Origin of the sequence: Ectopseudomonas khazarica, from assembly GCF_017915135.1 — a bacterium.
In the GTDB taxonomy this organism is placed as follows: domain Bacteria; phylum Pseudomonadota; class Gammaproteobacteria; order Pseudomonadales; family Pseudomonadaceae; genus Aquipseudomonas; species Aquipseudomonas khazarica.
The window spans coordinates 925174-938949 of sequence record NZ_CP068551.1 but is presented as its reverse complement, the minus strand read 5'-3'; the positions used below and the strand labels follow the sequence as shown (position 1 = coordinate 938949).

At 66.8% G+C, this 13776-nt stretch carries 9 protein-coding genes; 3 read left to right on the top strand and 6 right to left on the bottom strand.

The window, feature by feature from the left end:
* Positions 1-6 precede the first annotated feature (6 nt).
* The 4 genes from urtD to urtA form a co-directional block, all read right to left on the bottom strand.
* Positions 7-768, bottom strand: a complete 762-nt coding sequence (gene urtD / locus JLK41_RS04230) for an urea ABC transporter ATP-binding protein UrtD (protein WP_175252975.1) — start codon at positions 766-768, stop codon at positions 7-9.
* Entirely contained in the window at positions 765-1940 is a 1176-nt protein-coding gene (urtC, locus tag JLK41_RS04225) for an urea ABC transporter permease subunit UrtC (protein WP_175252974.1), read from the bottom strand. Before urtC ends, urtD begins: the two co-directional genes overlap by 4 nt.
* A 93-nt stretch (positions 1941-2033) precedes the next feature.
* Complete coding sequence (urtB, locus tag JLK41_RS04220) at positions 2034-2951, bottom strand: urea ABC transporter permease subunit UrtB (protein ID WP_037046275.1); 918 nt, start codon at positions 2949-2951, stop codon at positions 2034-2036.
* 96 nt (positions 2952-3047) lie between these two features.
* A complete protein-coding gene (gene urtA / locus JLK41_RS04215) occupies positions 3048-4280 on the bottom strand; it encodes an urea ABC transporter substrate-binding protein (protein WP_150608098.1) in 1233 nt (410 codons plus the stop codon).
* 354 nt (positions 4281-4634) lie between these two features.
* On the opposite strand from urtA, the gene JLK41_RS04210 reads away from it, so the two are divergent.
* The 3 genes from JLK41_RS04210 to cobB all read left to right on the top strand — a co-directional run bounded on the left by JLK41_RS04210 (position 4635) and on the right by cobB (position 9574).
* Positions 4635-8030 carry an ATP-binding protein gene (locus JLK41_RS04210; RefSeq protein WP_175252973.1) on the top strand — a complete coding sequence of 1132 codons (3396 nt, stop codon included), beginning with the start codon at positions 4635-4637 and terminating at the stop codon, positions 8028-8030.
* Positions 8005-8712: a response regulator gene (locus JLK41_RS04205; protein ID WP_051800504.1), complete on the top strand. Its 708-nt coding sequence runs from the start codon at positions 8005-8007 to the stop codon at positions 8710-8712. The genes JLK41_RS04210 and JLK41_RS04205 overlap by 26 nt, the downstream gene beginning before the upstream one ends.
* A 154-nt stretch (positions 8713-8866) precedes the next feature.
* Positions 8867-9574: a Sir2 family NAD+-dependent deacetylase gene (gene cobB, locus JLK41_RS04200; RefSeq protein WP_210390439.1), complete on the top strand. Its 708-nt coding sequence runs from the start codon at positions 8867-8869 to the stop codon at positions 9572-9574.
* 144 nt (positions 9575-9718) lie between these two features.
* On the opposite strand, the gene JLK41_RS04195 is transcribed toward cobB, so the two are convergent.
* Together JLK41_RS04195 and JLK41_RS04190 are read right to left on the bottom strand one after the other, a co-directional pair.
* Positions 9719-11893, bottom strand: a complete 2175-nt coding sequence (locus JLK41_RS04195; RefSeq protein WP_210390438.1) for a hypothetical protein — start codon at positions 11891-11893, stop codon at positions 9719-9721.
* A 147-nt stretch (positions 11894-12040) separates the two neighbouring features.
* Positions 12041-13768: a fructose-specific PTS transporter subunit EIIC gene (locus JLK41_RS04190; RefSeq protein WP_210390437.1), complete on the bottom strand. Its 1728-nt coding sequence runs from the start codon at positions 13766-13768 to the stop codon at positions 12041-12043.
* Positions 13769-13776: the final 8 nt, after the last annotated feature.

Genomic DNA, 13776 nt, shown 5'->3' with positions numbered 1-13776 from the left:
CCGGGATCAATGCCCCAGGTACACTTCGATGACCTTGGGATTGCTCTGCACCGCCTCCATGCTGCCCTCGGCCAGCACCTTGCCTTGGTGCAGCACAGTGACGCGGTGGGCGATGCTCTTGACGAACTCCATGTCGTGCTCGATGACCAGCACCGAGCGCCCCTGGCTGATACGGTTGAGCAACTCGGCCGTCGCCACCCGCTCGCTCACGCTCATGCCGGCCACCGGCTCGTCGAGCATCAGCAGCTGCGGGTCCTGCATCAGCAGCATGCCGATCTCCAGCCACTGCTTCTGCCCGTGGGAAAGCAGGTCGGCCTGGCGGTGCAGGTGTTCGCCGAGCATGATCTCCTGCGCCACCTGCTCGACCCGTTCGATCACCTCCCGCGAGCGCTTGAAGAACAGCGCGCCGAACACCTTGCGCCCGGCCGGATAGGACATCTCCAGGTTCTCGAATACCGTCAGGTTCTCGTAGATCGACGGGTTCTGGAACTTGCGCCCGACGCCGGCACGCACGATGTCGTACTCGCGCATCCGGGTCAGCTCGCGCCCGTCGAAGGCGATGCTGCCGGCGGTGGCGCGGGTCTTGCCGCAGATCAGGTCGAGCACCGTGGTCTTGCCGGCCCCGTTGGGGCCGATCACCACATGCACCTCGTTGCGGTCGACATACAGGTTGAGGTCGTTGACCGCCTTGAAGCCGTCGAAGGACACGGTCAGTCCCTCGATGGCCAGTACCGGCTTGGCGGCCTGGAAGCCTGCTGGGCTGTTCATGGCGTGGTCTCCAGTTCAGGGGCGGGACGTTTGCTTGCAGCGACGCTCCTAGCCGCAGGTTGCGCGGCGACCCGGGCCTGGGGTTTGCGCCTGAGGCGTGCCAGCCAGCGCTTGCCGTGGCTGTCCCACAGGCCGGCGAGACCGTTGGGGAAGTACATGACCACGACGATGAACAACCCGCCCATCAGGTACAGCCATAGTTCGGGAAAGCTCTCGGAGAAGTAGGTCTTGCCGAAGTTGACCAGCAGCGCGCCATACACTGCGCCGAGCAGCGACAGGCGCCCGCCGACCGCGGCGAAGATGACCATCTCGATCGACGGCACGATGCCGACGAAGCTGGGCGACATGAAGCCCACCTGCAAGGTGAACATGGCCCCGCCGATACCGGCGAAGGCGGCGCCGACGCAGAACACGAAGATCTTGAAGCTGGCCACGTCGTAACCGGAGAAGCGCACCCGCTCTTCCTTGTCGCGCATCGCCAGCAGCAGGCGCCCCAGCTTGGAAGCGACGATGAAACGGGCGATGAGGATGCAGCCGATCAGCAGCGCTGCGCTGACGAAGTAGAGGATCAGCCTGGCTTCGTCGGTGCGGATGTCCCAGCCCTTGAGCGTGCGCAGGTCGGTGATGCCGTTGACCCCGCCGGTGAGGCCCTGCTGGCCGATGATCAGCACGGTGAGGATCAGCGCGATGGCCTGGGTGACGATGGAGAAATACACGTCACCGACGCGGCGCTTGAACATCGCCAGGCCGATCACCAGCGCCAGCAGCACCGGCACCGCGACCACGGCGACCAGGGTGAAGCCCAGGCTGTGGAACGGCTCCCAGAGCAGCGGCAGTTCGGTGATCTGGTTCCAGTCCATGAAGTCCGGGATGCCCGGTGTGGACTGGATCTTGGTGCTCTCCGGGTCGGACGCCTCGAGCTTGAGGAACATCGCCATGCAGTAGCCGCCGAGGCCGAAGAAGATGCCCTGGCCGAGGCTGAGGATGCCGCCATAGCCCCAGCACAGCACCAGGCCAACGGCGACGAAGGCGTAGGTCAGGTACTTGCCCACCATGTTCAGGCGGAAGGCATCGAGCGCCAGCGGGAACACCACCAGGATCAGCGCCGCGAGCAGCGCCAGGCCGATGGCCCCCTGCTTGCCGCCGAGCAGTTTGTCGAGTGTCTTGTTCATGTCCGCGTCCTCAAATCACTGTAGGAGCCAGCTTGCTGGCGATCCTGCGGTCCCTGATCGCCCGCGAGCGGGCTCCTGCGAAAGCACCAGGGTTCATTTGCGCACCTTGCTCGAGAACAACCCCTGCGGGCGCAGCATCAGGATCAGCACCACGGCGGACAGGGTCAGCACCTTGGCCATCGATCCGCTGGTGAAGAACTCCAGCAGCGACTGCGCCTGGGCGATGCTGAATGCCGAGGCGATGGTGCCGAGCAGGCTGGAAGCGCCGCCGAACACCACCACCAGGAAGGTGTCGACGATGTACAGCGAACCGGCCGTCGGCCCGGTCGAGCCGATGGTGGTGAACGCCGCGCCCGCCACGCCGGCGACGCCACAGCCGAGGGCGAAGGTCATGCGGTCGACGCGCTTGGTGTTGATGCCCACGGCCCGCGCCATCACTCGGTTCTGCACCGTGGCGCGCACCTGCAGGCCCCAGCGCGAGCGGTACAGCATCACAAACAGCAGCGCGGTGAGCAGCAGGGTCAGGCCCATGACGAACAGGCCGTTGCGCGGGATGTCGATGGTTTCGGTGGGGTTCCACGAGCCCATCAGCCATTCCGGCAGCGTGGCGCCGACCTCGCGGGCGCCGAAGATCGAGCGAAAGCCCTGCTGCATCACCAGCGACAGGCCCCAGGTGGCCAGCAGGGTGTCCAGCGGGCGTTGGTAGAGCTTGCTGATCATCGCCCACTCCACCAGCCAGCCAATGGCCCCGGCGATGAAGAACGAGAGGATGATCGCGAGGAAGAAGTAGTAAGGCCCGAAGGCCGGAGCGTATTGCTCGGTGAGTGTCGATACCACGAACGTGGTGTAGGCGCCGATGGTGAGGAACTCGCCATGCGCCATGTTGATCACGCCCATCTGGCCGAAGATGATCGCCAGCCCCAGCGCCATCAGCAGCAGCACGCAGAACACGGACAAGCCGTTGAAACCCTGCATGGCTGCGATGGCGCCGAATTCAGATAGCCATTCCATAGAAGCGCCCTCAAAAGAAGTTGCAAGCCTCAAGCTTCAAACGGCAAGCAGAGCACGCTCCACTTGCCGCTTGCGGCTTGCAGCTCGTCGCTGCTGTTACTGGTAGCCTTCCGGGAAGGGGTTCGGCTCGATCAGGTCGGACTCGTAGACCACCTTGAACTGGCCGTCCTTCTGCACTTCACCGATGCGCGTCTTGCTCCACAGGTGATGGTTGTCGTGCACCTTGACGTAGCCTTCCGGCGCGGTGCCCAGCTCGATGCCCGGGGAGGCGGCGACCACCTTGTCGATGTCGAAGCTACCGGCCTTCTCCACCGCGGCCTTCCACAGCCACGGGCCGAGGTAGGCGGCCTGGGTCACGTCGCCGATCACCGCGTCCTTGCCGTACTTGGCCTTGAAGGCTTCGACGAAGGCGGCGTTGTTCGGGTTGTCCAGGCTCTGGAAGTACTTCATCGAGGCGTAGAAGCCCTCCATGTTCTCGCCGCCGATGCCCAGCAGTTCGTCCTCGGTGACCGACAGGGTCAGCAGGGTCTGCTTGGCGGAGGTCACGCCGGCGGCCTTCATCTGCTTGTAGAACGCCACGTTGGAACCACCGACCACGGCGGAGAAGACCACGTCAGGCTTCTTCAGCTTGACCTTGTTGATCAGCGAGCCGAACTGGGTATTGCCCAGCGGGTAGTACTCCTCGCCGACCACCTTGCCGCCGAGCACGTTCTCGATGTGCTTGCGCGCGATCTTCATCGAGGTACGAGGCCAGATGTAGTCCGAACCGATCAGGTAGAAGGTCTTGGCGCCCTTCTCCTTGGCTACCCAGTCGAGGCCGGCGAGGATCTGCTGGGTCGCTTCCTGGCCGGTGTAGATGACGTTCTTCGACTGCTCCAGGCCCTCGTAGAAGGTCGGGTAGTAGAGCAGGCCGTTTTCCTTCTCGAACACCGGCAGCACGGCCTTGCGCGATGCCGAGGTCCAGCAGCCGAACACGGTCGCGACCTTGTCGCCGACCAGCAGCTTGCGCGCCTTCTCGGCGAAGGTCGGCCAGTCGGAAGCCCCATCTTCCTGGATGACCTTGATCTGCCGGCCGAGGATCCCGCCGCTGGCGTTGATCTGCTCGATGGCCAGGCGCTCGGCCTGGATCGAACCGGTTTCGGAAATGGCCATGGTGCCGGTCGCCGAGTGCAGGATGCCGACCGTGACCTCGCTGTCGGTGACGGCCAGGCCGGTGGTGTTGACCTCGGCGCTGGCGACATGGCTGAACAGGCTGGCAGCCAGCAGCGAGAGCGCCGCAGCCCCTAGCGCCAGCCGGCGGGGAAGAAGTCGAATCGGTTGAGAATCCATGGTCGTGCTCCTGTGCTGGTTATTCGTGCCGAACCACGCCGGCTTCGCAGCAAGGATGCGTTTGCCCCGGCACGCGGGGTATACGCAGCATGACGTAACGGCATACGTCATCTGACGTACAGCCTCGCGCGCCAGCCTGGTGCAAGCTGGGCGCAGAAAAACCAGGCAGACAGAAGCTCGCGCGCGCGGCAGAGGGCTCGCCGAACCGGGGCATGGAAGTTGCTGGGATCTGCCTGTAGGAGCCCGCTTGCGGGCGATGCGTCCTTCCTGGTCATGCAGATCGCCGGCAAGCCGGCTCCTGCAGGAACGCTCGACAGGGACAATCTATCAGACAACGCCAGCAGGACGACGCCCGTGCAGCAGACCGGCACCCAGCGCATCATCAAGATTCGCCGCGACTACAACTCCTGGGTCGCCGACGAGACCATGGAGGACTACGCCCTGCGCTTCACGCCCAGGTCGTTCCGCAAGTGGTCGGAGCTGCGCATCGCCAACACCGCACTGGGCGCCGTGTCGTTCCTCGCGCTGGAGGCCATCGGTGGCGCCCTGGCCCTTTCCTACGGCTTCACCAACACCCTGTGGGCCGTGCTCGCGGTCGCGCTGGTGATCTTCCTCACCGGCTTGCCGATCAGCTACTACGCGGCCCGCTACGGCCTGGACATGGACCTGCTGACCCGTGGTGCCGGCTTCGGCTACATCGGCTCGACCATCACCTCGCTGATCTACGCCAGCTTCACCTTCCTGTTCTTCGCCCTGGAAGCGGCGATCATGGCGCTGGCCCTGGAGCTGTACTTCAACATTCCCCTGGCGCTGGCCTACGTCATCTGCTCGGTCATCGTCATCCCGCTGGTGGCCTATGGCGTAACGCTGATCAGCCGCCTGCAGATGTGGAGCCAGCCGGTATGGCTGCTGCTGCTCCTGCTGCCCTACGCCTTCGTCGCCGCCAAGAACCCCGATGCCCTGTCGGACTGGACCAGTTTCGCCGGGCGCGAAGGCGAACCCGGCAGCTTCAACCTGCTGCACTTCGGCGCCGCCTGCACCGTGGCCCTGGCGCTGGTGACGCAGATCGGCGAACAGGTCGACTACCTGCGTTTTCTCCCGGAAAAGACCCGCGCCAATCGTACTCGCTGGTGGACCGCCCTGCTGCTCGCCGGCCCCGGCTGGATCATTCCCGGTGCACTGAAGATGCTCGCCGGGGCCTTCCTCGCGTTTCTCGCCCTGCAGCATGAAATCCCCATGGAGCGCGCCGCCGAACCCACGCAGATGTACCTGGTGGCCTTCAACTACGTGTTCGCCTCGCCGCAGTGGGCGCTGGCCGCCATGGTCCTGTTCGTCATCGTCAGCCAGATCAAGATCAACCTGACCAATGCCTATGCCGGCTCGCTGGCCTGGTCGAACTTCTTCGCACGGATCACCCACAGCCATCCGGGGCGCGTGGTCTGGCTGGTGTTCAACGTGGCCATCGCCCTGATGCTGATGGAGCTGGGCGTGTTCGAGGCGATCGAGGAAGTGCTCGGCCTCTACGCCAACATCGCCATCGCCTGGATCGGCGCGCTGGTCGCCGACCTAGTGGTGAACAAGCCGCTCGGCCTGTCGCCGAAGTACATCGAGTTCAAGCGCGCGCACCTCTACGACATCAATCCGGTGGGCGTCGGCGCCATGCTGATCGCCTCGCTGCTCTCGGTGCTGGCCCACGGCGGCCTGTTCGGCGCCCTGGCGCAGGCCGCCTCGCCAATCGTGGCACTGGGCTCGGCCTTCCTCCTCGCCCCGCTGCTGGCCTGGCTCACCGCTGGCCGCTACTACATCGCCCGCGAGCGTCAGCCACAGTTGCTCTACCCCTACGCCGAGTCCGGCCAGGTGCAGTGCTGCCTGTGCAACAACCGCTTCGAAGAGCCGGACACCGCGCTGTGCCCGGCCTACGGCGCACCGATCTGCTCGCTGTGCTGCTCGCTCGATGCGCGCTGCGATGATCGCTGCAAACCCCGTGCGCGCCTGGCCGACCAGCTCGACGACTTCGTCAGCTGGGTCTTCCCGCGTGCATCGATCCCGCGCCTGCACAGCCGCCTGGCCCAGTACCTCGGCCTGCTCGGTCTGCTGGTGCTGATGCTGTTCGGCGCCCTGGCGCTGATCTACAGCCAGGTCTCGCTGAGCCTGCTGACGCAGGAACCGGAGGTACGCCAGACGCTGTTCCAGGCCTTCCTCAAGGCCTTCCTCACTCTTTCGCTATTCGCCGCCATGCTCGCCTGGTGGCTGGTGCTGACCCGCGAGAGCCGCCGCGTGGCGCAAGAAGAGTCGGACCGCCAGACCCTGCTGCTGATGCAGGAGATCGAAGCGCACCGCAAGACCGACGAAGCCCTGCAACAGGCCAAGGAGGCAGCCGAATCCGCCAACGCGGCGAAGAGCCGCTACGTCACCGGCCTGTCCCATGAACTGCGCACGCCACTCAACAGCATCCTCGGCTACACCCAGATCCTGCAGCGCGACACGGCCATGCCCAGCCAGCACCAGGACGCCCTGGCGACCATCCTGCGCAGCGGCTCGCACCTGCTGTCGCTGATCGACGGCCTGCTCGACGTAGCCAAGATCGAGGCCGGCAAACTGCACCTGGAGCTGGCGGAGATTCCCTTCCCCGAATTCATCGATCAGCTCGAACGCATGTTCACCCCGCAAGCCGCCGAGAAAGGCCTGCGCTTTCGCCTCGAATGCATCGGCCGCATGCCGGCGGTGGTACGCGGCGACGAAAAACGTGTGCGGCAGATCCTCATCAACCTGCTGGGCAACGCCGTGCGCTTCACCGAGCGCGGCGAGGTGCGCCTGCGCGTCGGCTACATGCGCGAGACCGCCACCTTCGAGATCATCGACACCGGCGTCGGCATCGCCCCGGAGCAGATCGAGCGCATCTTCCAGCCCTTCGAGCGCGGCGACCTGATGCGCCAGGACAATGGCGTCGGCCTGGGTCTGACCATCACCCGCATGCTCACCGCGCTGATGGGCGGCGAGCTGTCGGTGGACAGCGAACCGGGCCAGGGCACCCGCTTCCAGGTGCGCCTGTTCCTCTCCGAGGTGCGCGTGCCGCAGGCGGTGGTGCACGTGGAGCACGACATCATCGGCTACCAGGGCGAGCGCCGGCTGATCCTGGTGGTGGACGATCACCTCGAACACCGCCGCGTGCTCGCCGGCATGCTCGAGCCACTGGGCTTCGAGGTGATCCAGGCGGCCAGCGGCCAGGAAGCCATTCGCCAGGTGGCCCTGCAGCATCCGGCGCTGATCCTCATGGACCTGTCCATGCCGCAGCTGGACGGCTGGGAAACCAGCCGCCTGATCCGGCGCAACACCCAGTGCCAGGCGCCGATCATCGTGATCTCCGCGAATGCCTTCACCGACGATCGCGAACGCAGCGTGGCAGCCGCCTGCAACGACTACCTGGCCAAGCCGGTGTACACCCCGCAACTGCTCGAACGCATTCAGCAGCAGCTGGGCCTGACCTGGCTGCATCGCACCCAGGAGCGGCCCGCCAGCGTGCAGCGCGTGACCCTGCCCGACAGCGACGACCTGCAGGCACTGCGCGAGCTGGGGGCGCTGGGCTACATCCGTGGCATCCAGCAGCGCCTGGACGACATCGACCAGCGCAACCCGGCCTGCGCCAGCTTCACCGCCTCGCTGCGCAGCCTGGTGAAGCACTTCCAGCTCGACGAATTCAACCGCCAACTGAAGGAGGCCGAACATGAATGCGCCGCTCCACCAGCCTGAGTCGCGTCTGCCTGCCAGCCTGTCGGCCGAACGCGGCATCATCCTCATCGTCGACGACACGCCGGACAACCTGGCGCTGATCTCCGACGCCCTCGACGACGCGGGCTACATGGTGCTGGTGGCACTGGATGGCAGCAGTGCGCTGGGGCGCATCCAGCGGCGGCGCCCCGACCTGATCCTGCTCGATGCGATGATGCCGGGGCTGGATGGCTTCGAGACCTGTCGGCGGATCAAGGCCGATCCCGCCAGCGCCGACATCCCGGTGCTGTTCATGACCGCCCTGACCGACAGCGAACACGTGGTGCAGGGCTTCGAGGCCGGCGGCATCGACTACGTGACCAAGCCGATCAACCCCGACGAGGTGCTCGCCCGGGTCGCCTCGCACCTGCGCACCGCGCGCATCCTGCAGGCTGCCAGGGCCGCGTCCAGACCGGTCGACCTCAGCCTGGACAATGCGCCGGCGCACGCTCACCTGTCGGCACGCTTCCAGCTCACCGAGCGCGAGGTGGAGGTGCTGCGCTGGGTGGCGTGCGGCAAGACCAACCGCGATATCGGCGACATCCTCGGCCTCAGCCCGCGGACGGTGAACAAGCACCTGGAACACGTCTACGTGAAACTCGGCGTGGAGACCCGCACCGCCGCTGCCTCGGTGGCCCTGGCGGCGATGAGCGAACGCGCATGACGCACGCTCGGCTGATCCTTGAGTAGGGCGGGTGCAACCCGCCACTACAGAACAGCCGGGTTTCACCCGCCCTACGGAACGAGCGAAAGTCCGTAGGCTGCGGCATCCCGAATTGGCTTAGAGTGGTGGCAACGCACCTGTTTCGGAGCCTGCCATGCCCCATCCCAACCTCGTCATCCTCACCGGTGCCGGTATCTCCGCCGAAAGCGGCATCCGCACCTTCCGCGCCAGCGACGGGCTGTGGGAAAACCATCGCATCGAAGAGGTGGCGACCCCCGAAGGCTTCGCGCGCGACCCGGCGCTGGTGCAGCGCTTCTACGACCTGCGCCGCGCCCAGTTGCGCGACCCGGCCATCGCGCCGAACGCCGGGCACCTGGCGCTGGCCGAACTGGAAGCAGCCTGGCAGGGTGATTTTCTGCTGGTCACGCAGAACGTCGACAACCTGCACGAACGCGCGGGCTCCCGGCGCCTGCTGCACATGCACGGCGAACTGCAGTCGATGCTGTGCAGCAACAGCCAGCGACGCTTCCCGCTGGACGGCGACATGCCGGTCAGCCAGGCCTGTGCCTGCTGCGGCCTGAGGGGCACGCTGCGCCCGGATATCGTCTGGTTCGGCGAGATGCCCTATCAGATGGAGCGCATCCAGGATGCGCTGGAACGCTGCGAGCTGTTCGTCAGCATCGGCACCTCCGGTCATGTCTACCCGGCAGCCGGCTTCGTCGAACAGGCGCGGCGGGCAGGCGCCCACACGCTGGAGATCAACCTGGAGCCCAGCCAGGGCCATTCGCTGTTCGCCGAAAAGCGCTATGGCCTGGCGACCGAGCAGTTGCCCCGCTGGGTCGCGGAGCAGTTGGCCGGCTGAGCGTCGACATGCAGGAGCCAGCTTGCTGGCGATCAGCCTCGCGCAGGATCGCCGGCTCCTACAAAAGCGCGCGCATTACCAGACAGCGACGTAGGGCGGGTGCAACCCGCCACGCCGAAACCGGCGGGTTGCACCCGCCCTACGTTACTGCTGCGCTGGTGCGACCACTTCGGCCGGAGCTTCGGCGGCCGTTGGGCTGAACATGCCGCTGCTCCAGGCATGGTAGCCGCCAGCCAACAGCACCAGCAGCAGGACCACCCAGGGCCAGACCAGCGGTTTGTCGGCATAGGGGTCACGCAGGGCACGGTCGCTGCCCTTGGGCAACTCGGCCATTTGCGTCAGCGCGGTACCGAAGGGAATGCTGATGCGCGCCTTGGCGTTCACCGCCCAGCCATTGGCATCGAGAATCGGCCCCAGGCTGCGCCGACGCAGCTTGAACCAGGCCAGCAGCATGGCCGGGCCGGAAATGGCCAGCAGCACGCCCAGCAACAGCAACGGCACCTGCCACCAGGCCAGCGACAGGATGCCTGTCACCACCGCAGCCAGGGCCGTACCCAGGGCACCGACCGCCAGGCCGATGGCAGCGAAGATCCCGGCGAACTTGGCGATGTCGAACGCCGGCGCCGACGTTGCAGCACCCGGCGCCCCCGTTTCACCGACCTTGGCAGCGGTCTTGCTGACCATGTCGGCGTCACGGCTGGCCGCCAGTTTCTGCACCTGGTCGGAGACCAGCTTGGAGATGCGCCGATAGGGCGACCAGAAGGCCTCGCGGATGCTGATGGCGCTCTGCACCACCTTGACCACCTTGGCGTCCCAGTCATTGCCGTCGCGGTCATAGAACAGGCCATGGCGCCCGGCCTGCAGGTCGCCCTCGCTGCCGGCGGTGACCGCCACCACGATATTCATCGCCTCCTTGCCACGCACCGGCTCGCCACGACGGGTACAGGCGCAGTAGAGCAGGAAGCAGTCGCTGGCCGCCGCCACCTTGGCATGCGCCTCGATGTTGTCGACCTCCACCGCCAGGTCGCAGCTCTTGCCGTCGATGTACAGCGTGCCGGCCTGGAACACGGCCTTGTCCTGACGGGCATAGAAACTCTGGAACGACACGAAGTTGCGCAGCAGCGTGATCAGGCCGTGGCGCAGACGAATCAGCTTGTCCAGTTCGACCAGCCCGTCGGCCGCCTCGGCCACGGTCTTGTCTTTCTCGACCAGCGCCAGCAAGCGGGCTTCGGCGTCCTGCTCCACCAGTTCGAGGATGCGCCCGCGCTTGAGCACCTCGACAATCGCCACCTTGGGCGTCTCAGCCTGCCAGGCCAGGTAGTTGCCGCAGAGCGCGACCAGGTGCTGCCACTGCTCGCGCGACAGGCGCTCCAGCTCGCCGTAGACCGGCACCACCACGCGCTGGCGGAACTCGCCGATCGCGCCTTGCCACGCCGGGTTGAGGCCCTTGTCCAGTGGCAACTCGTCACCGTGCTGCACCGCCGCCAGGGGCAGGCCGGCGACTTCGCCGGCATCCGCCAGGGACAGCGACGACAGACGCACCAGCTCGGCTTCCTGGGCATTCATCAGCGCCGCGGCACGCGGGTCGAACTCGGCCATGGCAACGCGGGTGAAGTAATCGTCGATCTTGGCGCGCACGGCACTCAGCGCCTCGACCGCCGCGACCGTGCCCTCGCCGAAGGCGTCCAGCCCCTGCTCCGCCGCACGCGCATGCCAGGCGTGCAGCTGGCGCGCCTGCGCGAAGAACTCGCCGATCTGTTCGGCGCCGATCGCCGCCTCGCCACTGCGGTCGGTCTGCGCCCCCAGGCTGGCGATGATGTCGGCGATGGCCGCCTTCAGCTCGGCGTCATCGGTCAGCGTCGCCGGCACCAGGCCGTCGCCGTTGGGTTCGTGCGGCGGGAACAGGTGCGCCAGGTTGGCCGTGTCGGCCGGCACCAGGCTGTCGCCATCGGCGCGCCCCAGCACCGCCAGCAGGCGTTGCGCCGCCAGGCGCAGGCGCGCACCCACGGCGTCATCGGTGAGCGATGCGAGCTGCAGCGGGCCGTTCTCGAACAGCACGGCCGGGTCGCGCAGACGCGCCAGCGTCCAGTCCACCACGTCGAGGATTTCCGGGGCGCGGATACGACCGTCCTTGTTCAGGTCGATGTAGTCCAGCATGCGCCGATCCAGCTCCAGGTTGTTCACCGGGCAGGCCAGGCTGGCCCAGAGTTTCTGGTCCAGGCCACGCAGTGCGGCGAGATCCGCCGGGGTTTCCAGTTGCACCTGATCGAAGCCGCCGGCCCGGAAGAAGCGCCAGCGATGCGCGAGAGCTTGAGTCATCTACAAAAGATCCTTTCTTGGTGAGGGCGACTGCGCCAAGCAGTCCGGCATGCTCCCGTCGCCACGCACGGGCGCACGGTCATGCCCTGGACTCCTACATCCCAGGCGCTGTTCGGCCCAGTGTACCCGAGCTTCAGCGGCGCGCGCTCATTGCGCCTCGACCGCCAGCGGCTGCGCGTCGGGCTGCTTGATCAGCGCATAGAGCACGCCGGTGAGCAGGCTGCCGGCGACGATGGCCAACAGGTACAAGGCGGCGTGGTTGATGGCGTTGGGGATCAGCAGCACGAAGAGGCCGCCGTGCGGCGCCATCAGCTTGCAGCCGAAGTACATCGACAGGGCGCCGGTCAGCGCCCCGCCGGCGATGCTGGCAGGGATCACCCGCAGCGGGTCCCTGGCGGCGAAGGGAATCGCCCCCTCGGAGATGAAGCACAGCCCCAGCACGCCCGCCGCCTTGCCGGCCTGACGCTCGCTCTGGGCGAACTTGCGCCGCGCCAGCACGGTGGCGATGGCCATGGCGATCGGCGGCACCATGCCCCCGGCCATGGTCGCGGCCATCGGCGCGTAGCTGCTCGACGCCAGCAGGCCGACGGAGAAGGCGTAGGCCGCCTTGTTGATCGGCCCGCCAAGGTCCACGCACATCATCCCGCCGAGCAGCGCACCGAGCAGAATGGCGTTGGTGCTGCCCATGCTGTCGAGGAAACGCGTCAGCGACTGCAGCACACCCGCCACCGGCGTGCCGACGACATAGATCATCAGCAGGCCGGTCACCAGGCTGGCCAGCAACGGGATGATCAGGATCGGCTTGAGCGCTTCCAGGCTCTCCGGCAGGCGCACCCAGCGGGCGATGGCCCTGGCGCTGTAGCCGGCGATGAACCCGGCGACGATGCCGCCGATGAAACCGGCGCCCAGCGAGCCGGCCAGCAGCCCGCCGATCATGCCCGGCGCCAGCCCCGGACGATCGGCGATGGAATAGGCGATGTAACCGGCCAGCACCGGCACCATCAGCTTGAAGGCGGCGTCGCCGCCGATCTGCATCAGCGCCGCCGCGAACGTGCCCTCCTCCTTGAAGGCCTCGATACCGAAGACGAACGACAGGGCGATCAGCAGACCACCCGCCACCACCATCGGCAGCATGTAGGAGACACCGGTGAGCAGGTGCTTGTAGGGCCCGCTCTTCTCGCCCTGGCTGGCCGCGGCCTGGCCTTCTCCGGACGCCGCCTCGCTCAGTGGCCGGGCCTCGTTCAGCGCCCGTTCCAGCGTCTGTTGCGGATGCTTCAACGCCACGCCGGTGCCACAGCGATAGACCTTCTTGCCGGCGAAGCGGCTGGTGTCCACCTCGATATCGGTGGCCAGCAGCACCGCGTCGGCAGCGGCGATGGCGGCTTCGTCGAGCAGGTTGCGCGCACCGACCGAGCCACGGGTCTCCACCTGCAGCTCGATACCCGCACGCGTCGCCGCCTGCTGCAGCGCCTCGGCGGCCATGAAGGTGTGCGCCACCCCGGTCGGGCAGGCGGTGATGGCGACCAGCCGGCGCGTGCCAGCGGTCGATGATTCGGTCGTAGCCTGATAGGGCTCGGCGCGCTCGGCCGCCTCACGCAGGAAGCGCTGCGGGTCGGCCAGCGCCTCTGCCGGCGAGGCCTGCAACAGGCGTTTGCCAGCGAAGCGCTGCAACGGCAGATCGCCGGTCCGGACCACCAGCACCCAGTCGGCGGCGGCGATTTCCGCCGCACTGAGCGGCGAGCCAATGGCGCGGGCGTCGTGCACCTCGACGCGGGTTTGCCAGCCCAGGCGTTCGGCAGCCGCCTGCAACAGACGCGAGCACAGCACGCTGGTGACCTGGCCATTGGGGCAGGCAGTGACGATCAGCAGATTCATGGTGGGTG